General features: G+C 60.5%; 22 protein-coding genes. 8 read left to right on the forward strand and 14 right to left on the reverse strand.

All coding sequences use genetic code 11. The features are described from left to right. Window positions 1–26 precede the first annotated feature (26 nt). Window positions 27–341, reverse strand: a complete 315-nt coding sequence (locus J2J99_RS00550) for a hypothetical protein (protein ID WP_168295780.1) — start codon at window positions 339–341, stop codon at window positions 27–29. Between the two features lie 282 nt (window positions 342–623). Between J2J99_RS00550 and J2J99_RS00555 the strand changes: the two genes are divergently transcribed. From J2J99_RS00555 to J2J99_RS00575, 5 genes are all read left to right on the forward strand, one after another. Further along, entirely contained in the window at window positions 624–965 is a 342-nt protein-coding gene (locus J2J99_RS00555; protein WP_168295779.1) for a DUF3302 domain-containing protein, read from the forward strand. Then, entirely contained in the window at window positions 965–2122 is a 1158-nt protein-coding gene (locus tag J2J99_RS00560; RefSeq protein ID WP_168295778.1) for an HlyD family secretion protein, read from the forward strand. The genes J2J99_RS00555 and J2J99_RS00560 overlap by 1 nt, the downstream gene beginning before the upstream one ends. 69 nt (window positions 2123–2191) lie before the next feature. Then, window positions 2192–3910 carry a SulP family inorganic anion transporter gene (locus J2J99_RS00565; protein WP_168295777.1) on the forward strand — a complete coding sequence of 573 codons (1719 nt, stop codon included), beginning with the start codon at window positions 2192–2194 and terminating at the stop codon, window positions 3908–3910. A 19-nt stretch (window positions 3911–3929) separates the two neighbouring features. Next, window positions 3930–4775 carry a polyphosphate kinase 2 gene (gene ppk2, locus J2J99_RS00570; RefSeq protein WP_168295776.1) on the forward strand — a complete coding sequence of 282 codons (846 nt, stop codon included), beginning with the start codon at window positions 3930–3932 and terminating at the stop codon, window positions 4773–4775. 22 nt (window positions 4776–4797) lie between these two features. Continuing rightward, a complete protein-coding gene (locus tag J2J99_RS00575; protein ID WP_168295775.1) occupies window positions 4798–5949 on the forward strand; it encodes an AI-2E family transporter in 1152 nt (383 codons plus the stop codon). Window positions 5950–6019: 70 nt separating this feature from the next. Here J2J99_RS00575 and J2J99_RS00580 read toward each other — a convergent pair whose 3' ends face one another. The 9 genes from J2J99_RS00580 to J2J99_RS00620 form a co-directional block, all read right to left on the reverse strand. Further along, window positions 6020–6256, reverse strand: a complete 237-nt coding sequence (locus J2J99_RS00580) for a hypothetical protein (protein WP_168295774.1) — start codon at window positions 6254–6256, stop codon at window positions 6020–6022. Between the two features lie 141 nt (window positions 6257–6397). After that, window positions 6398–6709, reverse strand: a complete 312-nt coding sequence (locus J2J99_RS00585; protein ID WP_246638759.1) for a potassium channel family protein — start codon at window positions 6707–6709, stop codon at window positions 6398–6400. Between the two features lie 53 nt (window positions 6710–6762). After that, window positions 6763–7857 (reverse strand): calcium/proton exchanger, encoded by a 1095-nt coding sequence (gene cax / locus J2J99_RS00590; RefSeq protein WP_168295772.1) that lies wholly within the window; start codon window positions 7855–7857, stop codon window positions 6763–6765. A 123-nt stretch (window positions 7858–7980) separates the two neighbouring features. After that, the gene (locus J2J99_RS00595) at window positions 7981–8901 is read right to left on the reverse strand and encodes an amino acid ABC transporter substrate-binding protein (protein ID WP_168295771.1); all 921 of its coding nucleotides are present in this window, start codon (window positions 8899–8901) and stop codon (window positions 7981–7983) included. A 17-nt stretch (window positions 8902–8918) separates the two neighbouring features. Beyond that, window positions 8919–10274 carry a putrescine-ornithine antiporter gene (gene potE / locus J2J99_RS00600; protein WP_168295770.1) on the reverse strand — a complete coding sequence of 452 codons (1356 nt, stop codon included), beginning with the start codon at window positions 10272–10274 and terminating at the stop codon, window positions 8919–8921. A gap of 19 nt (window positions 10275–10293) precedes the next feature. Next, the gene (speC, locus tag J2J99_RS00605) at window positions 10294–12657 is read right to left on the reverse strand and encodes an ornithine decarboxylase (protein ID WP_168295769.1); all 2364 of its coding nucleotides are present in this window, start codon (window positions 12655–12657) and stop codon (window positions 10294–10296) included. Beyond that, entirely contained in the window at window positions 12654–14915 is a 2262-nt protein-coding gene (locus J2J99_RS00610) for an Orn/Lys/Arg family decarboxylase (RefSeq protein WP_168295767.1), read from the reverse strand. Before J2J99_RS00610 ends, speC begins: the two co-directional genes overlap by 4 nt. A 154-nt stretch (window positions 14916–15069) precedes the next feature. Then, a complete protein-coding gene (locus J2J99_RS00615) occupies window positions 15070–15999 on the reverse strand; it encodes a cation diffusion facilitator family transporter (RefSeq protein ID WP_205918697.1) in 930 nt (309 codons plus the stop codon). Window positions 16000–16186: 187 nt separating this feature from the next. Further along, window positions 16187–16546 (reverse strand): hypothetical protein, encoded by a 360-nt coding sequence (locus J2J99_RS00620; RefSeq protein WP_246735339.1) that lies wholly within the window; start codon window positions 16544–16546, stop codon window positions 16187–16189. 232 nt (window positions 16547–16778) lie between these two features. On the opposite strand from J2J99_RS00620, the gene J2J99_RS00625 reads away from it, so the two are divergent. Continuing rightward, window positions 16779–18128 carry an amino acid permease gene (locus tag J2J99_RS00625; protein WP_168295765.1) on the forward strand — a complete coding sequence of 450 codons (1350 nt, stop codon included), beginning with the start codon at window positions 16779–16781 and terminating at the stop codon, window positions 18126–18128. Window positions 18129–18143: 15 nt separating this feature from the next. Here the strand turns inward: J2J99_RS00625 and arcC are convergent, their stop codons facing one another. The 4 genes from arcC to J2J99_RS00645 all read right to left on the reverse strand — a co-directional run bounded on the left by arcC (window position 18144) and on the right by J2J99_RS00645 (window position 21722). Next, entirely contained in the window at window positions 18144–19079 is a 936-nt protein-coding gene (gene arcC / locus J2J99_RS00630) for a carbamate kinase (RefSeq protein ID WP_168295763.1), read from the reverse strand. Window position 19080: 1 nt separating this feature from the next. Beyond that, the gene (locus tag J2J99_RS00635; protein ID WP_168295761.1) at window positions 19081–20085 is read right to left on the reverse strand and encodes an ornithine carbamoyltransferase; all 1005 of its coding nucleotides are present in this window, start codon (window positions 20083–20085) and stop codon (window positions 19081–19083) included. A 38-nt stretch (window positions 20086–20123) separates the two neighbouring features. Continuing rightward, window positions 20124–21353: an arginine deiminase gene (gene arcA, locus J2J99_RS00640; RefSeq protein ID WP_168295759.1), complete on the reverse strand. Its 1230-nt coding sequence runs from the start codon at window positions 21351–21353 to the stop codon at window positions 20124–20126. Window positions 21354–21515: 162 nt separating this feature from the next. Beyond that, on the reverse strand, window positions 21516–21722 hold the full coding sequence (locus tag J2J99_RS00645) for a hypothetical protein (protein ID WP_168295757.1): 207 nt from the start codon (window positions 21720–21722) through the stop codon (window positions 21516–21518). A gap of 493 nt (window positions 21723–22215) precedes the next feature. Between J2J99_RS00645 and J2J99_RS00650 the strand changes: the two genes are divergently transcribed. Both J2J99_RS00650 and J2J99_RS00655 read left to right on the forward strand, forming a co-directional pair. Continuing rightward, on the forward strand, window positions 22216–23460 hold the full coding sequence (locus J2J99_RS00650; protein WP_168295755.1) for a sensor histidine kinase: 1245 nt from the start codon (window positions 22216–22218) through the stop codon (window positions 23458–23460). After that, window positions 23426–24094, forward strand: a complete 669-nt coding sequence (locus tag J2J99_RS00655) for a response regulator transcription factor (protein WP_168295753.1) — start codon at window positions 23426–23428, stop codon at window positions 24092–24094. The genes J2J99_RS00650 and J2J99_RS00655 overlap by 35 nt, the downstream gene beginning before the upstream one ends. The last annotated feature ends 55 nt before the right edge of the window (window positions 24095–24149 follow it).

A 24149-nucleotide genomic window follows, 5' to 3' on the forward strand; every position in this document is an offset into this window, starting at 1 on the left:
TTGAATAGTCTGAATGACGGACGCGTTCACGGTGACTTCGGGCCGGCGACCGGTGGCCGCCTGAGAACCACAATTTTCGATTGTGATATCGCCTCCCGCATCTCTTTCAAAAGCGCATCGACGAGACCTGCATACTCCAGTCGCCGCAGTTCCTTGATCGCCTCGGGCAGCTGTTCGGCTTGCGCCAAAGCCTGCGCTGCGGCAGCAAGATCCTCGCACATGCTGTGAAAGGCCTCGTTGACGTCGAAAAGCCGCTGCACCAGCTTCGCCTGGTCGGGGAAATAAGCCTCTGCCGTTTCAAGGGCGGACGGATATGTCGAACCATTTTCTCCCGACGCCATCTCCGCCCCCGCCGCCGAACTGCCCTAAGCAGATGGGAGAAACTATATATCAGGCGAACCGGCTGGAGACGTAAAATACGCGATCTTACGATGCGACTCGCTGATCTGGCAGCTCTGCTTGCTGCCCAGGCGATCTGATGCGTTGGATCGTCTGCGAACGCCTCGATAGAGATTACGCGATGCTACGGGCCTTTGCGCCGAAACGAGCCTACTATTCATCGTCGCTTGCGATCAACGGCTGGACAACGGCTGAGGTCTGACCCAAGCCGGAAGGGAGGGTTCGTGTTTCTCGACTATTTTGCCTTGGGCGTATTGGTCTTCGTCGTGGTCACGCTTTTCTATGCCGTGATAGCTATTCACGACATTCCGCATCTGATGGCCAAGGCCCGCAACCATCCTCATCAGGATGCCATCCATGTTGCGGGATGGGTCAGCCTCTTCACGCTTCATGCAATTTGGCCGTTCCTGTTCATCTGGGCTACGCTCTATCGCGAGGATCGCGGCTGGGGCATCCGGCAAGACGGAAAACTGTCGCCGGAAGCCGAAGCGAATGCGGAGATTGCACGTCTCCACGCACGGATCGCAGAACTGGAGACGCGCACTCCGGAGAAGGAGACCGCCTGATGGAACTGCTGCTCATGCTGACCTATGCCGCGATCTGCTGGACGATCTTCAAGATATTCAGGATCCCGGTAAACCAGTGGACGCTCGCAACTTCGGTCCTCGGCGGGATATTCATCATCTCGGCGCTTGTGCTTCTGATGAGTTACAACCATCCCTACTCGAGCGACGCGCGAGTCTATTTCACATCGGCTCCGGTAATCCCCGTCGTGGGAGGTCAGGTCATCGACGTTCCCGTCACACCAAATGTACCGCTAACGAAGGGCGACATCCTTTTCCGCATCGATCCCCGGCCATATCAGTTTACAGTCGACCAGAAAAAAGCCGCGCTTGCCGAGGCCAAGCAAACCGTCCTGCAATTGAAAGCCGCTCTCGACGCAGCGAACTCTGCAGTCACGGGTGCTGAAGCCTCACGCGACAGGTCCTTGCAGGCCTTTGAAAAGTTCCAGGCGTCGAACGAGAACGCGAAGTCGAGCGGCAGGGGCGCCGTTTACTCCGAGCTCGAGGTAGAGAACCGGCGCGGCATCTATCTGACTGCGGAAGCAGCGGTCGAAACGGCGCGCGCGCAGGCGGCTCAGGCACGGCTTGCTTACGAATCCGAGATCAACGGCACGAACCCGACGGTTGCCAGGCTGCAAGCCGAGCTGAACAGCGCCGAATATGAACTCGACCAGACGGTCGTGCGGGCACCGTCTGATGGCTATGTCACCCAGGTCTTCCTGCGCCCCGGAATGATGGCCAATCCGTTGCCGTTGCGGCCGGTCATGGTCTTCATCAACAGCCAGGACCGCATGCTGGCGGCAGCTTTCATCCAGAACTCACTGCAACGCGTCCGCGTCGGCGATGAGGCGGAGGTCTCCTTCAAGGCCGTGCCCGGCAAGATATTCAAGGCACGGGTGGAAGAGGTGATCGATGTCATGGCCCAAGGCCAGCTGCAGCCGAGCGGCGCGCTGATCGACCCGCAATCGCCCGAGCGCGTCTCGCCGGGGCAAACGCTCGCGCGGATCGAGCTGCTCGAAAGCACCGATGGTTATCAGCTGCCGGGCGGCGTGGTTGCCGAAGTTGCAGTCTACACCCATCACTGGCATCACGTCGCCCTTCTCCGCAAGGTGCTGCTGCGGATGAGCGCCTGGATGAACTACGTGTTCCTCGAACATTGAGCAAAGGTTGGCGCCAATCCCAGAGCAGCTACACGGCAAGGGAGACGGCGAGAGCATAAGGAGCCGGCGGTGATAGGTAGTCTTCCGATGTTGCGCGGCTTGACCGGTTTCAGCAGGGATTGGCTCCGCAGCGATATCCCGGCCGGGCTGTCGATCGCCGCGGTCGGCCTGCCCAGCGCCATCGCTTATCCCGCCATCGCCGGCCTGCCGCCGGAGACGGGCATCTATGCCAGCATTGTTGCGCCGATCGCCTATGCGATCTTTGGTCCATCCCGGATTTTGGTCGTCGGGCCGGATGCCGCGACCATGACGGTGCTGGCGGCCGCCATGGGCGCGATCGTCGCCGCCGAACCCGCCACCTCAGGTGCCGACCGGATCGCCATCGCCTCGGCTCTTGCGCTTGGCGTCGGCCTCTGCTGCATCGCGGCGAAGCTGCTGAGGCTTGGCGTTCTCGCAAGCTTCCTCTCCCGCCCCATTCTGGTGGGATTCTTCGCCGGGGTGTCGCTCTCGATCCTTGTCGGACAGATCGGCCGCTTCACAGGGGTGAAGATCGAATCGGACGGATTGATTCCGCCCCTTGTCGAAATACTCGCCAAAAGCAGCCTGATCCACTGGCCTTCGCTCCTCCTCGGCCTCGTCATGTTCGCCTTGTTGTGGATCGTCCGGGCCTTCCGGTTCAAAGTGCCGGGCCCTGTTCTGGTGGTCGTCCTGTCGGTCGTCCTTTCGGCGATCTTCGATTTCCAAGGCCGCGGCATCGCAGTTGTCGGCGATATCCCGAGCGGACTGCCGAGCCTGTCGCTGCCTGCATTGCAACACATGCCTCTCGACAAGATCGTGCTCGGTTCGGCCGCGATCTTTCTGGTCAGCTTCGGCGCCGGCATCGTCGCGGCAAGAAGCTTCGGATCGCGAACCGGAGAGGAGGTCGACGCCAATCAGGAATTGATCGGACTTGGCGCCGCCAATCTTGCGCCGGGCCTGTTCGGCTCGTTTCCGGTCAGTGTCTCTGATTCGCGAACCGCGATAAACCTGTCGACCGGCGGCGTCTCCCAGCTCGCCGGGCTGGTATCGGCTGCGACCCTCATTGCCGCGCTCGTCTTCCTTCACAGCACGCTGCGGATCCTTCCCATTCCCGCGCTCGCCGCAATTCTTGCAACGGCGGCGATCAGCCTCATCGATATTCAGGAACTGAAAAAGATCTGGCGCATCAGCCGCATGGAATTCGTTTTTGCGCTGATCGCCATGTGGGGAGCAATCAGCTTCGGCGTTCTCAACGGCGTCATCGTCGCCGTTGCGGCGACGCTCGTCTATCTCCTGCGCCAGACGATGTTTCCCCGAGATGGCCTGCTTGGCCGTATCGAGGGGCGGCACGGCTTTTTTGATCTCGCGCGCTTTCCGGAAGCTCGCCCTATCGAGGGTGCGGCGATCTTCGCCATCCAGGGCAGCATCCTGTTTTACAATGCCGATTATGTCCGCATGCGGCTGACCGCGGTCGCGAGGGGACTTCCTGCCGAAACCAGATGCCTCGTGCTCGATGCCAGCGCCGTCACGCATATCGACAGCACCGGCGCAGCCGCGCTCGACGCGGTGGCCGAGATACTGGCAAAGCGCAATATCGTCTTTGCAATGGCCGACCTCAGTGAAGAAAGCCGCGGGATCCTCGATCGCGCAGGCGTCATCAAAGCGATCGGCGTCCAAAATCTTTTCAACGGTCGAGAGGAAGCGCTGAGAGCGCTGATCGGAAGTGTCGGCGAGACCGGCGCTGCGACGTCGGCAGGCAAACTATCTTAGCCACTAGGGAGGGAAAGAAATGGACGAGAATTATGAGCCCGCACAGACGGATGGAGGAGTAAGCCGCGTCGTAAAGGACAATAAGAAGAAAAAGAAATCATGGGATTACGACAAGGAAATCGGACGGCTGCAGGTGGAGTTGGCCCATTTGCAAGCCTGGATCAAGAAAGCCGGCGCGAGAGTGGTCATCATCTTCGAGGGACGGGATGCCGCCGGCAAGGGCGGCATGATCAAGCGCATAACGGAAAAGGTCAGCCCACGAGTCTTTCGCGTCGTGGCGCTGCCGGCGCCAACCGACCGCGAGAAATCCCAGATCTATATGCAGCGCTATATCGCCCATCTGCCGGCGGCCGGCGAGATCGTCATATTCGACCGCAGTTGGTACAACCGCGCCGGCGTCGATCGTGTCATGGGATTCTGCAGCGAAAAGAAGGCGCAGCGCTTTCTTGAGCTGGCGCCCCGCTTCGAGGCTGCGATCGTCGAAAGCGGCGTCATTCTCCTCAAATATTTCCTGACGGTCAGCGAGGAAGAGCAGGAACGTCGCTTCAAGCGCCGGATCGACGACCCGGTGCGACAGTGGAAGCTCAGCCCCATGGACGTCGAATCCTATCAGCGCTGGTGGGACTACACGCGGGCTTATGACGAGATGCTGCGCATGACTGACAGCAACCATGCGCCATGGTGGATCGTGCCCTCGGATGATAAGAAACGCGCCCGGGTCAATTGCATCGCGCATATCCTGCAATCGATCCCCTATGAGCGCGTGAAGTTCGACGCGCCCGATCTCGGCAAACGTCAGAAGCGGCCGGCGGATTTCGTGGAGGACCGCAGCATTCGCCATGTCGTGCCGGACGCCGCGTCATAGACGCGGCGGACGGGACGCAACGATGGAGAACGCAGGCGATATGGCGGCGGAGGGAGCCGGGCCAGGGCAGATTTCGACAGAGGCGAGAATAAGCGATCTCGTCCGCTTGGGCATCATCGGGCTTTTCGCCTATTGGACCCTGATCCTCATTGCTCCCTTCGCGCTGATCGTCATCTGGTCCGCCATTCTGGCAGTCGCACTTTTCCCGATATTCGAGGCGCTTTCCAGATTGATCGGCAACAGGCCCGTTATCGCAGCCGTCATCGTCGTCGTCTTTTCTCTCGTGCTGATCATCGCGCCGCTGGCCCTTGTCGCGGTCAACTTTGCCGACGCCGCGCAGGCGCTGATCGGCAAGTTGCGCGCAGGGAATGTCACGCTGCCCGAAGCGCCGGCCGCCATCCGGGAGTGGCCTGTCGTCGGTGAGCGGATCCACGGCGCCTGGAATCAGATCGCAACCGATCTGGCCGCCACCATCATCAAGTTTCAGGCGCCCATTCGTGAAGTCACGGCCGTTATTGTCGAGAAACTTGCCTCGATCGGCGGCGGCATCTTGAGTTTCGTCGTTTCGATCGTGCTTTCGGGCATATTTCTCACCCGCGCGACACGCCTGGCTGCAGCCATACAGGTACTGGCAAGCCGGATCGCGGGCGAGAAGGGTGTCGGCTTTGCCCGATTGGCGGGAACCACGGTGCGAAACATATCGCGCGGCGTCATCGGTGTCGCCTTTCTGCAAACGCTCTTGTGCGGGTTGTGTTTTGCCCTATTCGACATTCCGGCCAGCGGACCTTTGACGTTTGTCGTGTTTGTCCTGTGCCTGATGCAACTCGGGCCGGCGCTTGTCCTCTTGCCTGTCATTCTCTGGGCGTGGTTCTCCTGGCCCACGTCGATTGCACTGGTTTTCACCATCGTGGCGATTCCCATCATGATCATCGACAACATACTGAAACCGATCTTGATGGCGCGCGGCCTCTCCACGCCAATGCCGGTGATCCTGATCGGCGTGATCGGCGGTACCCTTTCCCAAGGCCTGCTGGGCCTATTTCTCGGGCCGGTCGTTCTCAGCGTCTTCTACGAGTTGCTGATAGCCTGGGCCTGGCCTTCGGTCCCGATCGCATCGGAAAATAGCCGCCCCGCGAGTTTCGACGCTCAACCAGAACGCCTCGAAAAGACATGATGACTGTGGGCTCGAGGCAGACGGGATTCCTCCTCGGACAGCTTGTTCCCGGGGCGCCGCCTGGCGGAGTTCACCTGTTCTTGCAGTAGACGATAACCTCCTGCTCGATTTCATGGCAGAGCTGTTCATACTCACTGATCAGCCTCTCTTCTCCCGGGCTCTTGTTCCGAAACCGCTCCAGCGCATCGACAGCAAGATCATAGGATTCAAACATCTCCGCGAGTGCCTCATTGGTCATACTCGCCAGCAGATGCCGGATGTCGGGAAGTCGCAACATCAGTTTTCTGCGGCCGCGTTCTTGGCTCATGGATCAGCTCCAAATTCAAGGCGCCCCTGCAGTGGATATGAAGCCGCTAAGCTGTCGGATCGTTCCCGGAGATCACGAATAAATCTGCGGATCTGCAAACGAGAGTCACGAGAGGCACGTGCGATCTGACCGGGAAAGGCTCTACCTGCCGCTATCTCCGTCCGTCGCGTTCAAGGCCTTTACGGTGATGGCCGCAATGACGCCGGTCAGCACGATGCCCGCAAAACCGATGAGCAAGGCCAGTATTCGTGTCGAAAGATATTTGGGCGTGAAGTCGCCGTAACCGATGGTAAGGCCTGTCACGAAGGTAAAATAAAGCGCTTCATCGATACGCCAATCCTCGATGCGCCAAATTGCAAGGCCGGATGCCATCATGATCGATACGATGCCCGAAAGGATCGGCCAGATGACACGCAGCTGCTTTGCGAGTGCGATGAAGAACAGCTGTCGCATTTTTCGAGTTTGCGGTTCGCCGTCTGATCCATCCTGTTTCGGAACGCGGGATGTCATCGCACTGCCGGGGGCAAGACGTACAGCGTTATGGCGAAAATCAGATAGACCATCAGCACCAGGACGCCGACAAACCATGCCGATCGTCCACTATTGGTGACGAACATCGCGGTCACCGTCGCAAGGAACATCATCGTCACCGCACCCGGCCAGAATTGCAGATCCATCGGGGACGGCCCAATCACGTAACTCATCAGCACGAGAACGGGCGCAACGAACAAGGCGATCTGAGAAGCACTCCCGAGCGCGATGCCGACGCTGAGATCAAGCCGGTTCTTGCGCGCGCCGGAGAAGGCCGAGGCCATTTCGGCGGCGCCGCCGACCAATGCGACGACGATGAAGCCGACAAAGGCGGGGGTCATTCCGAAGGCTACCGCCGCTTCCTGCACGGATTCGACGAAAATCTCGCTCACCAAGGCAACTAGGACGGTGACACCGGCAAGCGCGCCCAGAGCCAGGCCGATCGGCCACGGCGCTTCGCCGGCCTCGGCGTGTTCCGCCGAAGAGAAAAATTCGCGATGGGTCCCAAGCGTGAACAACAGCCCAAGCCCATATCCAATGATCAGCAGAGCGGCCAGGCTGAGGCTGAGCGTTTGGGTAACCGGTGCGACGGATGCCGCGTCCAATCCGCCAAGCGCCGAAGGCATCAGCAGCGCGATTGTGGCCAGGAAAAGCAGGCCGGCTTGGATGCGGGCGCTTGCCCGGTTGAATTCCTGAATGTGGTGTTTCAGCCCGCCAAGCAGAAACGAAGCGCCCAGCATGAACAGCGTGTTGGTGACGATCGCCCCGGCGATGGATGCCTTGACCAGCGTATATTCGCCCGCCTGCAGGGCAGCGAGCGCGATGACCAGTTCGGTCAGATTGCCAAGGGTCGCATTCAGCAACCCGCCCGCGGCGTCACCCGTCTTGGCGGCAACGGATTCGGTCGCATGACTGAGCAATGCGGCCAACGGCACGATGGCCAGCACCGACAGAACGAAAAGTGCCGTATGAGCTTCGGGGAAGAGCGCCGCTGCCAGGAATACCACCGGCACGGCGGCGAGCAGCCAGAGTATCGGGCTATCGCGAATCTCTTTAAAAAGGTGGCTCAACCTTCACCCCCTGTGATCACCTGGACCTTTGTCCGTCAACGCAATGTCGGCGGGCGATGATCTGCCGCCGCTTCTGACCGGTGCCCATGATCCCGTTTCCTCGCCTTCCCTATTCTGCGCGCCTCACTCCGGAAGAGCCGTCTGCCGGAAGAAGGTGACGACTGCATCGTCAGGCGGGCCGAACCATGTGGTAAAGAACGCCCGGAAATTCTCCGCCGCGTAGGCTTGGCTCAATGCGCGATCGACGGCCAAGCGAAAATCCTCATCCCCGCGCGCCAGCTCGAGGCCGAGTGGTTCGTAAGTGAAATGGCGCTCCAGCACCATGAGATTGCCGGACCTGTCGCTGCGGGCGGCAGCATCCATCAGCAGCGGCATGGCGCCGAAGAGCACAGCCGAGCTGCCATCCAGGACGTGCTCGATCCCCTGTTGATAGTTCGTCACGGGCGTTACCGTCGCCGCGAGCTGGAAGGTCTTGATCTTGTCAGACAGCCAGCCTTCGCTCGTCGTGCCGGCGATCGATGAGAACGTCTTGTGTTCGAGGATCGTGCGGGCCGGCGCCCCGCGCCAGACGGGTCTGCTCGATGGTTCGCCATATCGCAGAACCTCGCGCAGCGCCAAGGGCGCGCTCGCATTGAGCAGCGCGCCGATGCCGCTCGGGAAGATCGGCAGGGAGAACGAGACCTGCTTCCGGCGGCCGAGCGTCACCGGCTCCGCGGCGCAGACAAGGTCGGCCGTTCCGTCCTGTATGGCACGCAGCTTGGCGTCGCCAGAGAGGGGAACCCATTCCACATCGAGCTTCGACAGGTTCAGTTGCGCCCTCAGGCTGTCGGCGATCTTGTTGCAGAGCGCGACCGCATAGCCGTCGGGCTTGCCCTGGGCATCAAACGAAAACGGCCGTGCGTCCGGGTCGTAGCCGAGTTTCAGTGCGCTGCTTGTCCTGACGCGATCGAGGGTCTGCGCCTGCGCGGGCCAGGTGACGGCCGACGCGGCCGTCACGGCAAGGATAGAGGCGACAACCGCCCAGCGACCATTTCTCCCTGACATATCTGGTCCTCCCTGTGTTACTCGGCCGGTGCCCGGTTCACGCTGGCGAACCGCGGGGCGATGAGCCCGTAAATGATGAAACCGATCCCTGTGACAATCATGCCGCCGAGCACCGCATCCTTGCCGGAGGCGTAGATGGCGAAAACGCTGTAGGCCATGCCGACGAGGGCGATGACGGCGTTCAGCCGGTATTTCGCCTGGGGCACGCCGGCAGCCTTCATCATGACGAACAGCGCCGAAAGCGCGATGATGTAAGGAAGCACGTTCGTTACGACGGCGAGATTGACCAGCGCGGAAAATTGCTCGCTGAGCGTCGGGGATATGGTCATCAGCGCGAGGCCTGTCTGCACAATGCCGAGAATGATCATGCCGCTGACCGGCGCGCCCATCTCGTTCACGCGGGAGAATATCGATGGGAACATTCGCTCTTCCGCAGCAGTCTTGGCCGTCTGGGCGATGGTGAACTGCCAGCCCAGCAATGAGCCGAGGCAAGCAAGCACCGCCAGCGCCATGATAATCGAACCGATCGTCGGATTGAACATCGTGGCATAGGCCAGGGCGAACGGCCCCGTGGAGGTGGCAAGGTCGGCATTCGGCACGATGCCCTGAATGACCGTCGTCGACAGGATGTAGATGACGGCGGCGCCCAGCGTGCCGAACATGCAGGCGAGCGGCACGTCACGCTTGGGGTTTTCGACCGCATCGGAATTCTGGGCGGCCGACTCCATGCCTAGAAATGCCCAGAGCGTGAGCGAAATGCTCGACCCCATGCCTTGTGCCAGCGTCAGTCCTTGGGGATTCCAAGCGGCGCCGAACGTGCTTGAACTGAACCAGAGCCAGCCGATGATCGACAACAGCCCGACCGGAAGGATGACGCCCCAGACAGTAATCGAACCGATGCGCCCGGTAATGCGCGGGCCGCCGAAATTGGCGGCCGTGGTCAGCCACAGGAGGATGACCAGCGCCAGGCAGGTCATGATCGGCGTGGACGTCAGCACCGGAAAAAATCCGGCAAGATAACCGACGGCGGAGATGCCGATGGCGACATTGCCAATGGCAAGCGAAAGAAAATACAGGAAGAACACCATGAAGTAGCCGTCTTTCCCATAGGCATCCTCCGCATAGGCGGACATGCCGCCGGGACGCTGATTGAACAACCCGGCTTGGGCGAAGCCATAGGCGATCGCCATCGAACCGATGGCAGTTACAAGCCAGGAGAGCAGCGAGATCGCACCGACCTGCGCCATGTTGGCGGGCAGCATGATGATGCCCGAGCCCATCATGTTGACGGCAACGATGAAGGTGAGTTGCACGAGGTTCATCTTTTTCTTGGTCGTGGCCTCGGTCGCAAGATGCATCGTGTTGTCGGTCATAACGAAACCCTCCCTGCGTCTACTCGCGCACGACATATGTGTGGAATTGGATCCGCCCCTCGATCCTTTCCTGGAACACGCCCTGGACCTCGTAATTGAAGCCTGGGAATCGATTGAAGGACTCTTCGAAGGCCAGGAAATAGTCCCGCATCGGGCGCGCTTTGTCGTCCCAGCGCTCGCCGGGAACGATTACGCCGATCCCCGGTGGATAGATAAGCGCCAGCGTCGCCGAAATGCGGCCGGCAGCCTGCCTCAACGGCACGTAGTCGACATTGTTGGCGACCAGGGCTTCATAGGCCTGCTTGGGAGCGATGGCCGGCTCCGGGAAGCTCTCGGAGCGAAAGCAGAGGCGCTGCAGTTCCTTAACGCCAGCATCGCGATAGAAGGAATGCATTTCGTTGCAGACCTGCCGGACCGAATAGCCGGCATAGCGCTCGCGATTGGCGGCGAAGACGGTCGGCAGCACCTCCTGCAGCGACGCGTCGCGATCCCAGAGATTCTTGAACTTGACCAGCTTGGCGATGAGCGTGTTCAGCTTGCTCTCATCCTCCGCCGGCGTCAGCAGGAAGAGAAGACTGTTGAGATCGCATTTTTCCGGCACGACACGCTGTTCGCGCAGATAGTTGGCGACGACAGTCGCCGGAATGCCGAACTCGCGATATTCGCCGGTCTTGCGGTCGATGCCAGGCGTCAACAGGGTAAGTTTGTTGGGATCGACCATCGCGTAACCCTGCGCATAGCCCGAATATCCGTGCCATTTTGCCTGCGGATCGAACCGCCAGCATTGCTGCTCGCGCTTGAGTACGGCCGTGGGCATATCCTCCCACCGCATGCCTTCGACGTCGTCCGTATGTTTGGAGCCCGAAATGGTGACCTTGTCCGGCACGAAGGGATCGAAGAACCACCGCTCTTCGGCGCTCGCGGTCTTGGACTCGTAATGCTGAACGAAGCCGCGCAGCTTCTTGCGAACTTCGATCCCGAGTTCGATGCAGCGATCCCAGAGCATCTCGCCTGACTTGCCCTCGTGCACCTTGGCGTTGACGTCGAGCGAGGCGAAGAGCGGATAGAAGGGAGAGGTCGAGACATGCATCAGCAGCGATTCGTTGAAGCGCTTGTGTTCCACGAACCGGCGCTGGCCGCTGATATGTTCGTCCCGCTTGTGGATTTGCGAGGCCTGCGAAAAGCCGGCTCCCTGCTTGTGCACGGACTGGGTGGAGAACAGACCCGGCATGTCGGCCCGCAAGTCTTTCAGACGCATCGGGCTGTGACCGTCGAACAGCGGGTGGAAGGCATTGTAGCCGATCCAGGCCTCGTCCCAGAGCACGTAGTCGCAGAGATGGCCGATCTTCTCCATGACTTGCTGGACGTTGTAGATCGTGCCGTCATAGGTCGCGAGCTGGATGCAAGCCAGACGGAATGGTCTTTCCGCCTTCGCGCGGCTCTTGTCGGCGATCAGCGGGTGCTCCTCTATTTTCTGTCGGAGCCAGCTTTCGTCCCAGGCCGCCCAGTCGACAGCACCGATCATGCCGAAGGAATTTCGGGCTGTCGGCAAATAGATCGGAATGGCGCCGGCTTGCACCAGCGCGCCCTGATGCAGGGACTTGTGGTTGTTGCGGTCGAAGAGAACGAGATCGCCGCTGCGCAGGATCGCATTGGTGACCACCTTGTTGGAGGTGCTGGTTCCGTTCAGGATGAAGTAAGTGCGATCCGCGCCGAAGATGCGCGCCGCCTGCTTCTGGGCTTCCGCCGCGGGGCCTTCGTGGATTAGCAGATCGCCGAGATCAACATCGGCATTGCAGAGGTCGTTGCGGAAAATGCTCTCGCCGAAATATTTGAAGAAGAGCTGGCCTGCGGGCGACTTTCGATAAAACTGGCCGCCCTGATGCCCGGGGCAATCGAAGGCGATGTTCGCCTCGCCGTCATAGGCCATCATGCCGCCGAAGAAGGGCGGCAGCAGCGATTTGCCGTAATTGACCGCAGTGGAGACGATCTGCTTGGCATAGAAAGTCGGCGTCTGCTGGCCGAGATAAACGAAGCCGTCGACCTCGCCAGCCATTTCGACGACATCCATATCCGCGATCGTCAGCGTGTCGGCCATTGCCCAGATCGGCGTACGGAAGCCGATACCCCTGACCGAGCGAAGGAAGCTGCGAGCCGCCGACAGCTTGCCGCCCTCGACTGAGCCGATATAAGCGCCGACATCGGCATCCTCGGAGGCATCGGCGGAATAATCGTCGCGCACTTCCACCTTGAAACCCTGAGCGGCGATCTGTGCGACCAATTCCTGAGCCTGAACATTGTCGCGGTCGATGACCGCCACGATCTTCAGCATCTTGTGGAAGGGTATGGCGACCGTCGGAGACTTCACATCGCGCGGAATCATTCCTGCGCCTCCTCTGCAATGCAATCGACGAGGTAGCGGCGGCCGCTGTCACCGGGAGCGAAGCGGAGCCCATGGATATCGGTTTCGAAACCGGGAAACATCCGGTCGAAATCGCGGGCATACAGCAGGTAATCCTGGATGGACTTCGTCGACTGGGTGATCCGCTCGCCCGGCATGATCAGCGGAATTCCCGGCGGATAGGGCACGATCATCACTGCGAGGATGCGGTTCATGAGATTATCGATTTCGACGCTCTCGATCTGGCCTTTGACCAGCTGGTCATAAGCGTCGGCCGGACGTAGCGCCATTTCGGGCAGGACGGTGTACATCTCGCGCTGCGCCCTCGGCACGTCATCCTTGCGGTAGATCGCATGGATCTGTTCGCAGAGGTCTCTCAGTCCCATGCCGGCATAGGCATCAGGATGCGCCGCGGCAAGCGCCGGCAGCGCCCGCGTCAACGGCGCGTTGGCGTCGTAGAGGTCCTTGAAATTGATGAGCTCAGTGACGAGCGTGCTCCACTTGCCGCGGGTGATGCCCATCGAGAAAAGCACGAGGAAGGAATAGAGGCCGGTCTTCTCGATCTCGATACGTCGCGATGACAGGAACTTGGTGATGACAGCCGCCGGTATCCCGTGCTCGTCCATGACGCCGCTTGCCGATAGGCCCGGCGAAAGAATCGTGACCTTGATCGGGTCGACCATGACATGGTTTTCGGCAAGGCCGGTAAAACCATGCCAGGCATCATCCGGTTTCAAAACCCAGTCGGCATGGGTGTCGCTCGGTGTCAGCCCGGCACCCGTCGGCTCCCAGACGTCGAACCACCAACCGCCCTCGATCTGTTTTTTCACGCTGTTCATCGCCCGGCGGAAGCTGATCGCCTCATCGATCGTCTCCTGCACCAGAGACCGCCCGGCCGGTTGTTCCATCATGGCAGCCGCGACATCGCAGGAGGCGATGATGCCATATTGCGGCGAGGTCGACGTGTGCATCATGAAGGCTTCGTTGAAGCGGGTGACATCGAGGCGCTTGTTCTCGGCATGCTGGATGTGGATCATCGATGCCTGGGAAAGGGCGGCCAGCAGCTTGTGGGTCGACTGGGTGGCAAAGGTAATGGCGTTTTTCGAGCGCGCAGGCTGGTTCGACGAGATTGCGTGGAAACCGTCGTAGAATTCGTGGAAATTGGCATAGGCGTACCAGGCCTCGTCGAAGTGCAGCACCTCGACAGCATCGCCGAGCGACGCCTTGATGGCATCCACATTGTAGCAAAGCCCATCATAGGTCGAGTTGGTGATGACCATTAGACGGACCTTGCCACTGGTCTGCCCGGCGAGGGGGCTCGCGGCTATCTTGCGGGCGATCGATTCAGGCGTGAACTGATCCTTCGAGATCGGACCGATGATGCCGAGCCCGTTGCGCGAGGGGATGAGATAGATCGGGGTGGCCCCCGTCATGATCAGGGAATGCAGGATGGACTTGTGGCAGTTGCGGTCGCAGAGCACGAGATCGCCGCGCCCGATCATGCCATGCCAGACGATCTTGTTGGCGGTCGAGGTGCCGCCGACCACAAAAAGGGTTTCATCCGTGCCGAAGATGCGGGCGGCATTGCGTTCGCCCTCGGCGATCGGCCCGACGTGATCCAGAAGCGAACCGACGCTGCCGACCGATACGGAGATATCGGACCGCAGCGTGTTTTCGCCGAAGAACGTATAGAAGAGCTGGCCGACCGGGCTCTTGCGGAACGCGACACCGCCGCCGTGGCCAGGCGTGTGCCAGGAATAGGCGCCCTCCAGCGTGTAGTCCATCAGCGCCTTGAACATCGGCGGCGGCAGCCGGTCGAGATAGTTGCGGGCGGCCTGCGCAATGGCGCGCGCCATGAATTCCGCCGTATCCTCGAACAGCCGGAAGAAGGCATTGGCGTGGCGCAGCACCGACGCCGGCACGTCTTCGGCGGTCGTATCGTCGCCGAAGAGGAAAATCGGTAGGCGATCGTTCCTTTGCCGCTTTGCGGCCAGAACCTCCCCCAGCAGTTGCCAGCGCGTGGCCTTGTCCTCGGCTCCGTCGACGGACACCAGCCAGCAGGATTCGGTGTTGAAGATATGCACGAGGCGCCGCGCATCCTCGTAGGAAACGCCGGAGACGATCCGGAAACCTTCCTTCTCGATTGCGGCCGCCAGATTGCGCATGCCACGGCCGGCAGCGCTTTTGCCATCAAAATCCTCGTCGATAACGGCTATGGGAAATGCCATCTGGAATTCCATGCGTTCCTCCAGGAATCGAGGGACAGGCCGTGGCCGATCTGCAGCGACGCGCAGCTCAACTGGAGGGATCGTACAGGACGGGTGATGTTGCGTCGTTGATTGCAATCAATGTCGGGCGAAGCATTTCGATGTCAGCGGGAATGCAGACGACGGCTTATTCCGCCCATTCCGCATCGGCCGTGAAGGCGATCGTCAGCCAGCGATTGGCGCTCTCATCTCCGATCGCATCGCCTATCTCGTCTCTGAGCGCGTCCCATTCCTCCACGGTCTTTGCCGGAAGTCCTTCCGGCACGATGAAGTAGAGCTCGATCTGCATTGCCCGGCCGACCCGGGCGACATAGGCGCGATGCGAGAGGAAGCCGAGGCGTCGAACCGTTTCCGAAGCGATGCGATCGACATGTTCCTGGAGGTCGGCCGGCGCGATCAGCAGGATCTCGGTGAGCGCCTTCCAGACGGTGCCGATCGGAAGCGGGATCATGACCAGGCAGACCAGCGCCAGAACCGCGGGGTCCATATAAGCGGCAACCCATGCGGCCGGCGTCGCCTGCACCGCCATGCCGATCAGAAACGCAATCAGCAGGGCAAGCGCGATGCCGCCCGACATGATCCAGGCTTTGACGTCGAGCGAGATGAAATCGGATTTGATGCGGGCGTTCAGCCGGACGCCGAGGAAGGCCATTACGGCGCAGACGAGCAGGGTCGCCGCGGAATAAGCGATCGCCATGCCGAATTGCAATTCATGGCCGCCGTTCAGGATGCTGATGATCGCGCTGATCAGCGCATAGACGGCGACGGTCATCAGCAGGCAGCCGTTGAGCATCAGCACGATCGGCTCCAGATGCCAGAAGCCCATGGTAAAGCGATTTCGGATTCTGCCCGACTGGGCGTCGCGCTGTGTCGATTTTATGATCAGGCTGGAAACCCAGAGTGCCAATCCGGTCATCGCCGCATCGGCCAGCGAATAAACGCCGTCGAAAGCGATGGAGAACGATCCGGAAAGAATGCCGAAAACCACGCCGAGCGCAGCGACAACCACCGTGGCGGCTATCGAGATCCTGAGAAATCCCTGCTCGCCTAATATCATCGCCCACCTCCGACACGCTCGATCCAGTCGCTTTATGCCTGATCGCGAAGGTGAGACGAGATCTGAAAAGATGGGTCTGCCTTTATCTCTTGCCGGCCGCAGTCGTCCATCCTGCCCGGCGACGATCACCACCGGGAGGAGGTCTCGCGGCCTGCCTCAGCGTAAATCTGTCCGACGCTGACACCGGTCATTTCGTATAAAAGGTCATGTTGCCGTTGCGTGCCCGCGACACCCATTCGATGTCGTTGGCGGTTAGCTTCTTGGCCTTGAGCTGGGCCGTAAGCCATTTGTTCGCGCGAATTGCATCCCGGATGGCTTTGACGTGCTCTTCGCTTCCCTGTGTCGGGTGTGCCCCGGTCTCGGAAAAATCGGCCATCCTGTAGCTGACGATTGTGAACCGCCGGTCGTGATAGGTTCGCACCGCCTCAGGCAGGCTCTCGCTCCAGTTCATTCTGCGATATTCGCGCCTGGTTTGCTGGGCCTCGACCGGCGCAGTTCCGGCGACAGCAGTCAACACGGCAAGTCCAATGATCATGGCCATCTTCATCGCTCTAACTCCCGAGAACCGGATGATGTTCGTTCGCGAAGATAGCTCACGCACAGATGCCAAGCATTGAGTACGATCAATAATGTTCGAACAATTCCGCGACGGTTCCGGGGCGCCATAGGAGACCGCCGCCCACTACGCATTGAACCGGATTGCGGCGCCTGCTCTTTGAGAGGAAGATTGGGTCCGGCAACACATAACCGAGGCGAAAGGCAGTCTCTGGGAGGGCAGCATGACAACAAATGGCAAGAGTCTGGGACTTGCCGCCTGCACCGCGATCGTCGTCGGAAACATGGTGGGCTCGGGCTTTTATCTTTCGCCGGCCGCGGTCGCGCCCTACGGCAATCTGGCGATCATCGTCTGGATCGTCATGGGCGCCGGCGCGATCTGCCTCGGCCTGACCTTCGCGCGGCTGGCGAGCCTCGTGCCGGCTGTCGGCGGCCCCTATGCCTATACGAGGCTCGCTTACGGCGATTTCGCCGGCTTCCTGATCGCCTGGGGTTACTGGATTTCCATCTGGACATCGCTGCCCGTCATCGCCGTTGCCTTTGCCGGCGTGATGGTCGATCTCTTCCCCGTCCTCGGCAATCGTTTCGCCGCGACCGTGCTGACGCTCGGCGTGATCTGGGCGATCGTCCTCGTCAATCTTCGCGGCGTGCATGCGGCGGGCGTCTTCGCGCAGGTCACCACCTATGCCAAGCTGCTTCCCTTCGGCGCCGTTGCCATTGTCGGTCTTCTCTTCATCGACACGTCGCATTTCTCCGAATTCAACCCCAGTGGACAATCGCTGCTGCAGTCGGTCGCAACGCTGGCGCCGTTGACAATGTTTGCCTATCTGGGGCTGGAATCGGCGACCGTGCCGGCAGGCGATGTCGAGAACGCCGAAAGGACCATCCCACGTTCGACCGTCCTCGGCATACTGATTGCCGCGGCCCTCTATGTGCTCGGCACCATCGTCGTGATGGGGCTCGTGCCGCGCGAACAGCTGGTTCATTCGGTTGCTCCGTTTTCCCAGGCCGCAGGCATGATGTGGGGACGCCCGGGCGAGCTGGCAATCTCGATTGCTGTGCTGCTCTCCTCGATCGGCGCTCTCAACGGCTGGACCTTGCTGATGGGGCAGGTCCCGATGGCGGCGGCCCGCGACGGGCTGTTTCCGCCGCTTTTTGCGCGGCTCTCCTCGCGCGGTGTGCCGGCATGGGGCATGGTCATCTCGGCTTCGTTCGCAACTATTCTGGTGCTCGTCCAGGCGATCGGTTCGGAAGGTTTCGCGGTGGTCTATCGGCTGATGGTCGGGCTGAGCACCATGGCCGCCGTCATTCCCTATGCCTTCTGCTCGCTTGCCGGAAGTCTCGTTGCAGGTGTGACCCGTGGGCGAATGCCGCGGGTGAGCGTCATCGAACTCATCGCCTTCATCTTTGCCATCTTTACCCTCTATGGCTCGGGCGCTGAACCGGTGCTTTACGGCCTCGTGCTATTGATGCTCGGAATACCCGTCTATGTCTGGCAGAGGCGAAATGGTGCTGAAGTGACCCAGAAGGAAACGGCATCGGCTGCACCAAGGCAGCCGGCCGTCTCGGGATAGGTTTGTCTTGAAAGGTTAGTGCCAGCTCAGGGCAGCAAAACCGCTGTTGATGATCGTCCCGCGTTCTCCCCGCACCAATCCGGCAATATCGGTTAGAGACCCGATAGCCGCAGTCCTGTTGCCGCTGCGCGCAAAATGGCAGGCGGCATCGACCTTGGGGCCCATCGAGCCCGCCGGGAAGGAAAATTGCGTGAGGTCGTCGGGGCGTGCCCGATGAATAGCCTTCTGAGAGGGCTTGCCCCAATCGAGGCACACGGCCTCGGCATCCGTCGCCATGATCAGGAGATCGGCATTCAGTTCGCGCGCCAAGAGCTCCGAGCACAGGTCCTTGTCGATCACCGCTTCGACGCCGACCAGCTTTCGGTTGGCGCCTTTCTCGTACATCGTCGGAATGCCGCCGCCGCCGGCGCAGATGACGATCGTGCGCTGTTCCAGCAGCCAGCGGACGGGGCGGATTTCGAAGATCCGCTTCGGCACCGGAGAGGCAACGACGCGCCGCCATTTTTCGCCGTCCTGTTTGAACACCCAGCCCTTTTCCGTGCGGATCCGGTCTGCTTCGGCCTGGTCGTAGACCGGGCCGACGAATTTGGTCGGATTTTGGAAGCCGGAATCGTCCGCGTCGACTTCCACCATCGTGAGCAAGGTCGCCAAGGGCTGCTCGAACGGCAGGAGATTGCCGAGCTCCTGCTCCAGCATATAGCCGATCATGCCTTCGGTTTCGGCGCCGAGAACATCGAGCGGATAGGCTTCCTCGGGCTTATAGGCTGCGCCCTGAAGGGCGAGCAGGCCAACCTGCGGCCCGTTGCCATGGGTTATGACGATCTCGTGTTCGGCCGCCAGCGGCGCGATCGCCTCAGCCGCGATACGCGCATTTCGCCTCTGAGTATCGGCGGTCATCGCTTCCCCGCGCCGGAGAAGTGCATTGCCGCCAAGCGCAATGACCACACGCATGCTAATCTCCCAAAGTGGCGACAAGCAGCGCCTTGATCGTATGCAAACGGTTCTCCGCCTGCTCGAACGCGACATTGGCCTCGGACTCGAAGACGTCGTCGGTGACTTCAAGCCCGTTGTCCATGCCGTAGTCTTCGGCGATCTGCTTGCCGAGCGTGGTTTCGGTGTCGTGAAAAGCCGGCAGGCAATGCATGAACTTGGTCTGCGGATTGCCGGTCGCCTTCATCAGGGCCTGGTTGACCTGATAGGGGGTGAGCAGCTTGATACGTTCGCGCCAGACCTCCTTCGGCTCGCCCATCGAGACCCAGACGTCGGTGTGAATGAAATCGACGTCCTTGACCGCTTCCCTGGGATCTTCGGTGACCAGCAGGCGCGCGCCCGAGGCCTGCTGCAAATCCTTGGCGATCGTCATATATTCTTCCGAAGGCCACAGCGATCGCGGCCCGCAGATGCGTACATCCATGCCGAGCAGGCAGCCGACGATCAGCAGTGAATGTCCCATATTCGAGCGGGTGTCGCCGATATAGGCATATTTGATCTGGGTAATCGGCTTGTCGCTATGTTCGCGCATCGTCATGACGTCGGCGATCATCTGCGTCGGATGATATTCGTCGGTCAGTCCGTTATAGACGGGCACCCCGGCGTATTTTGCCAGCGTCTCCACGCCTTTCTGCGCAGAGCCGCGATATTCGATGGCATCATACATGCGCCCCAGCACCCGCGCCGTGTCCTTGAAGGATTCCTTGTGGCCAATCTGCGAGCCGGAGGGGTCGAGATAGGTCACGTTGGCGCCCTGGTCCGAGCAGGCGACCTCGAAGGCGCATCTTGTTCGCGTCGAGGTCTTCTCGAAAATCAGGCAAATTTCCTTGCCTTTCAGGTGCTCCTGCTCCGTGCGGGCATATTTGGCGCGCTTGAGGTCACGGGCGAGGTCGAGGAGGTAACGGAATTCCCGCGGCGTATAGTCCTGCACGGTCAGAAGCGATCGATTGCGCAGATTGAAGCTCATGGTCTTGCTCCGTCGGTCTGGTTCATGGATGGAAACGTTCAGTAAGCCGGGTCGCGCCAGATGGGGCACGTCATGCAATGCCCGCCACCACGGCCGCGTCCGAGTTCCGAGCCGCGAATTGTGATGACCTCGATTCCCGCCTTGCGCAGAAGCGTATTCGTGTAGGTGTTGCGGTCGTAGGCGACGACGACACCGGGCTCGAGCGCCACGACATTGTTGCCGTCGTCCCATTGTTCGCGCTCGGCCTGGTAAGAATTGCCGCCGGTTTCGACGGTGCGCAATCGAGGCAAGTCGAGCGCCTCGGCGACGACATCGAGCATCGGCCGATTTTCAGGGCGAATCTCGAATGTGCCGTCGTCGTCCTTCGGGAACATGCTGTAGCAGCGGATCTGATCGACGACCTCGGCAAACAGGGTGACGACATCGCGATCGCAAAAGCTGAAAACGGTGTCGAGGTGCATTGCCGCCCGGCTCTTCGGCATCAGGCAGCCGATCACTCTCTTTGCCGCCTTGCTCCTGAACAGGGCCTGCGCCACCTGGCCGACGGCCTGATAGGTCGTACGCTCTCCCATGCCGATCAATACGGTGCCGTTGCCGATCGGCATGACGTCGCCGCCCTCCATCGAGGCATTGGCGAACGGCTGGTCCGAATCGCCCCACCAGATCTGGAAATCGCCGCCAAGGAAGATCGGATGAAACTTGTAGATCACTCGCTGGATCAACGTTTCGGCCCGTCGTGCCGGCCAGAACATCGGGTTGCAGGTCACGCCGGCGTAGATCCAACAGGAGGGGTCGCGTTGAAACAAGGTATTGGGGATCGGCGGGATGACAAAATCCGTCTCCGGCAAGGCACTGAGCATCAGCGATTTTGCCTCGACCTCAGGCAAGTCGGAGATTGCGATGCCGCCGATCATGAAGGCGGCGAGCTGCGCGGCCGGCATTTCATCAAGCCATGGCCGCATGGCCTCGGCGATCTGCGAGCCGAGCACATTCGGGGTAATGCGTCGGTCCAACAGGAAATCACGCGCCTGCTTGTTGGCAAGCGTCTGGCCAAGCAAGTCGTGGAGCTCGAGGACTTCGACGCCCCGTTCCTGCATCTTCAGCACAAAGTCATAATGATCCTTCTGGGCCTCGTGAACCCACAGGACATCGTCAAAAAGCAGATCATGGCAATTCGCAGGCGTCAGGCGCTGATGCGCCAGAGACGGTCTGCAGACCATGACGGTTCGTAATTTCCCGACCTCCGAGTGAACCCCGAAACCACGCATGTGGTCCTCCTTCCAGCCTATCGGATCGCGGCGGCACCGCCTGTCCTTCGAAGACCAGATTATTTCGGCCTGTTCGGTCGTGTCATTGATCGCAGACAATTTGCGGTGCGGTATATCGAGGTTCTCGCCCCAGGGCTGGTTGTCAGCGGTGCCGCCTCGCATTCAATGAAGGCCAGAATCGTCGCAGCGACGGTTTTGCCATGGCCGCCAATGGGTAGGATGAATGTCGAGAATTTCCCCGCTGACGGCATCGATCCAGCCGTAGGAAAGGCGCTGGCAGGGGAAAACCAGGGCATGGACGCCTTCATCGTCGATGACGGCGAGCTCTATATCCTCTTCGAACGGAGCTTCGAGGGGCAATCGCCACATTACAGAACCCTCCGGAGGATCCACCAGCGTTAGCCGGACGCGAGATTCCGGCACGTCATTCGCCGGCATGTTTAGGAATGCGCACCGCCCGGATTGCCAGCACCTATTGGTCGCTGCCGGTTGTCGGCACGGAACCGATTTCATGCGCAAGGCTATTCGTAGCGGCTCTCCTGGACTTCCACGGGCGTTGCCATTGTCACAGGCGTCGCAGTCGCGGCAGCAAGGACGATTGTTTGATCTTTCGACATCCTCAAACGGCCCTTCGTCTTTGCGTCTCACAATATAGTGGAACAACGAGACGGGGGCATTGAGCCGGATCAACGGCGATGAAGCCCGACGCCGGGCGAGGGGCGGCAAAGGCTGCGAGCTAGAGAACAATAGAGGCTACGCGATACTACACGGATTAGCTGCCAGGGGGTGGTATCGTCAGGGCATTGCCGGAGGAAAATGACGGTCCTTGGGCCAATACTTCTCAAGGGCCGAGGAGACCATTATGCAGATCAAGATGGAAGCGCCGCATGCTGTCGCCGAAGCCGGTCCGAGCGTGGCAGCAGGGCAAGTGTCCCCCGTGACGTCGCAAACGCCGCATCGCGAGACTGCTCGCGCCTTTAGCGAGGCAAACGGCGGGCCGCGGATGGACTGGATTCGGCAACTTCACGACCATATGCCGGACGCCGTGTTTTTTATCAGCGACCGCCATAGAATTTCAGCCTGCAACAAGGCCGCGGTCGCCTTGTTCGGCTATGAGGAGCGTGAATTGATTGGCCGAAAGGTCGGCTTTGTCTGGCATCCGACACCGGATATTCGATTGAATGGACGCTGGGCAGGCCAGGGGGCGGTGCGCGCAGGCCTGGCAATCACCAAGAGCGGAGTACAATTCCCGACCGCCCTTACCATCATCAGGAAGCATGACGAAAAAGGCGTCTTCACCGCGGCGGTTTTCGAGGACTTTCGAACCGAGGGCGAGACTTTGCGGCAAGTTCAGGAGCTGCAGCGGGAGATCGCCCGCCTTGCAAGAGTGACGGACCTGGGAGAGATGGCATCCACTCTTGCCCATGAACTTTCCCAGCCGCTGTCCTCGATCGCGGCCTATTCCGAAGGCTGCGGACGTCTGGTCGCGGGCAACCGCCGCGGGCGCAGCGAAGAGCTTCGCGAAGCGCTGCTGGAAATTACGCACCACGCACTCTGGGCAGGAAGTATCGTTCAGAACGTCCGAGAATTCGCAGAGCATGGCGCTTCCGAGCGGAAGCCGGAGGCGATGCACGAGCTGATCCAAAAGGCGGCAAGGCTCGCGCTCATCGGGTTGCGGCGAAAGGAAGTGCTCACGGACTTTCAGCTCGAAGCGCTGCAGGACACCGTTCTCGCAAACCGCGTTCAGATCGTGCAGGTGCTCACCAACCTCGTTCGCAACGCGCTGGAGGCGACTGAGTGTGTCGAGCAGCCCCGTATTGCGATCCGAACGACAGTGGACAATTTCTCGTATCTGGTTGTCGACGTGTCCGACAACGGCTGCGGGATTGCAGCCGAGATCGAAGATTCGTTGTTTCGCCCCTTCGTGACCGGTAAGCCTCATGGCCTCGGCATGGGCTTGGCCTTGTCCAAGCGCATCGTCGAGGCCCATGGAGGCCACATAAGCGCGCGCAGGAGACCAGAGAGCGGTTCGGTGTTTTCGTTCTCGCTTCCGCTGGTGGAGATTGAAGCCGATGGCGAACGACCTGACGATCCATCTCGTCGATGACGAGGAGGCATTGAGACGATCTTTGACATTCCTGCTGGCGTCAGCAGGTTTTGCCGTGCGGGCCTATAGCTGCGCAAACGCATTTCTGGATCTTCTGCCACTTTCGGGCAGAAACTGCCTTGTGACGGATCTGTGCATGCCTGATGTCAACGGCCTCGAATTGCTCCACCGCCTGCGACGGTCAGGCGTGAACGTTCCGGCGATCGTCATTACCGGCCAGGGCGATGTCGCTGCAGCCGTTCAGGCGATGAAGGCGGGGGCATCGGATTTCCTGGAAAAGCCGCTTAGAGAAGAGGCTCTGATCGCGGCTATCAGTCTGGCAATGGGGCAAAGGCGGTCCGGGCGCTCGATTGCCGATTCCGAAAGCGTCGCGGCACGGCTTCGCCAACTCACTGATCGCGAACATCAGGTTCTGACGGGAGTGCTCGATGGTCTGCAGAACAAGATGATCGCCTATCATCTGGGCATCAGCGCGCGCACGGTGGAGGTCCATCGCGCCAATGTGATGGCGAAGATGGGGGCTCGCAATCTTGCCGAACTCATGCGTATGGCGGTCACCGTTGATGTGGTTGTGCGGTCGAGCGAAACCGGACGGATCTCGCCCCTCGACCCCTCGCCAGCCTGCGCCCGATAATTCGAAGAAAGCTATGCTTGCAACTTCAGGCTGGTGGGATATGATGCTTTAGAGG

Source organism: Rhizobium binae (genome assembly GCF_017357225.1).
GTDB classification, from domain to species: Bacteria; Pseudomonadota; Alphaproteobacteria; order Rhizobiales; family Rhizobiaceae; genus Rhizobium; species Rhizobium binae.

What these genes read in the sequence shown, in the direction of transcription:
- J2J99_RS00560 (WP_168295778.1), top strand. Translation starts at nt 965, where the DNA reads ATGGAACTGCTGCTCATGCTGACCTATGCCGCGATCTGCTGGACGATC.
- J2J99_RS00620 (WP_246735339.1), bottom strand. Translation starts at nt 16,546, where the DNA reads ATGAAGATGGCCATGATCATTGGACTTGCCGTGTTGACTGCTGTCGCC.
- J2J99_RS00635 (WP_168295761.1), bottom strand. Translation starts at nt 20,085, where the DNA reads ATGAGCTTCAATCTGCGCAATCGATCGCTTCTGACCGTGCAGGACTAT.
- speC (WP_168295769.1), bottom strand. Translation starts at nt 12,657, where the DNA reads ATGATTCCGCGCGATGTGAAGTCTCCGACGGTCGCCATACCCTTCCAC.
- J2J99_RS00615 (WP_205918697.1), bottom strand. Translation starts at nt 15,999, where the DNA reads ATGATATTAGGCGAGCAGGGATTTCTCAGGATCTCGATAGCCGCCACG.
- J2J99_RS00580 (WP_168295774.1), bottom strand. Translation starts at nt 6,256, where the DNA reads ATGAGCCAAGAACGCGGCCGCAGAAAACTGATGTTGCGACTTCCCGAC.
- J2J99_RS00625 (WP_168295765.1), top strand. Translation starts at nt 16,779, where the DNA reads ATGACAACAAATGGCAAGAGTCTGGGACTTGCCGCCTGCACCGCGATC.
- arcC (WP_168295763.1), bottom strand. Translation starts at nt 19,079, where the DNA reads ATGCGTGTGGTCATTGCGCTTGGCGGCAATGCACTTCTCCGGCGCGGG.
- J2J99_RS00550 (WP_168295780.1), bottom strand. Translation starts at nt 341, where the DNA reads ATGGCGTCGGGAGAAAATGGTTCGACATATCCGTCCGCCCTTGAAACG.
- J2J99_RS00595 (WP_168295771.1), bottom strand. Translation starts at nt 8,901, where the DNA reads ATGTCAGGGAGAAATGGTCGCTGGGCGGTTGTCGCCTCTATCCTTGCC.
- J2J99_RS00645 (WP_168295757.1), bottom strand. Translation starts at nt 21,722, where the DNA reads ATGTGGCGATTGCCCCTCGAAGCTCCGTTCGAAGAGGATATAGAGCTC.
- J2J99_RS00655 (WP_168295753.1), top strand. Translation starts at nt 23,426, where the DNA reads ATGGCGAACGACCTGACGATCCATCTCGTCGATGACGAGGAGGCATTG.
- ppk2 (WP_168295776.1), top strand. Translation starts at nt 3,930, where the DNA reads ATGGACGAGAATTATGAGCCCGCACAGACGGATGGAGGAGTAAGCCGC.
- potE (WP_168295770.1), bottom strand. Translation starts at nt 10,274, where the DNA reads ATGACCGACAACACGATGCATCTTGCGACCGAGGCCACGACCAAGAAA.
- arcA (WP_168295759.1), bottom strand. Translation starts at nt 21,353, where the DNA reads ATGCGTGGTTTCGGGGTTCACTCGGAGGTCGGGAAATTACGAACCGTC.
- J2J99_RS00650 (WP_168295755.1), top strand. Translation starts at nt 22,216, where the DNA reads ATGCAGATCAAGATGGAAGCGCCGCATGCTGTCGCCGAAGCCGGTCCG.
- J2J99_RS00610 (WP_168295767.1), bottom strand. Translation starts at nt 14,915, where the DNA reads ATGGAATTCCAGATGGCATTTCCCATAGCCGTTATCGACGAGGATTTT.
- J2J99_RS00575 (WP_168295775.1), top strand. Translation starts at nt 4,798, where the DNA reads ATGGAGAACGCAGGCGATATGGCGGCGGAGGGAGCCGGGCCAGGGCAG.
- J2J99_RS00585 (WP_246638759.1), bottom strand. Translation starts at nt 6,709, where the DNA reads ATGCGACAGCTGTTCTTCATCGCACTCGCAAAGCAGCTGCGTGTCATC.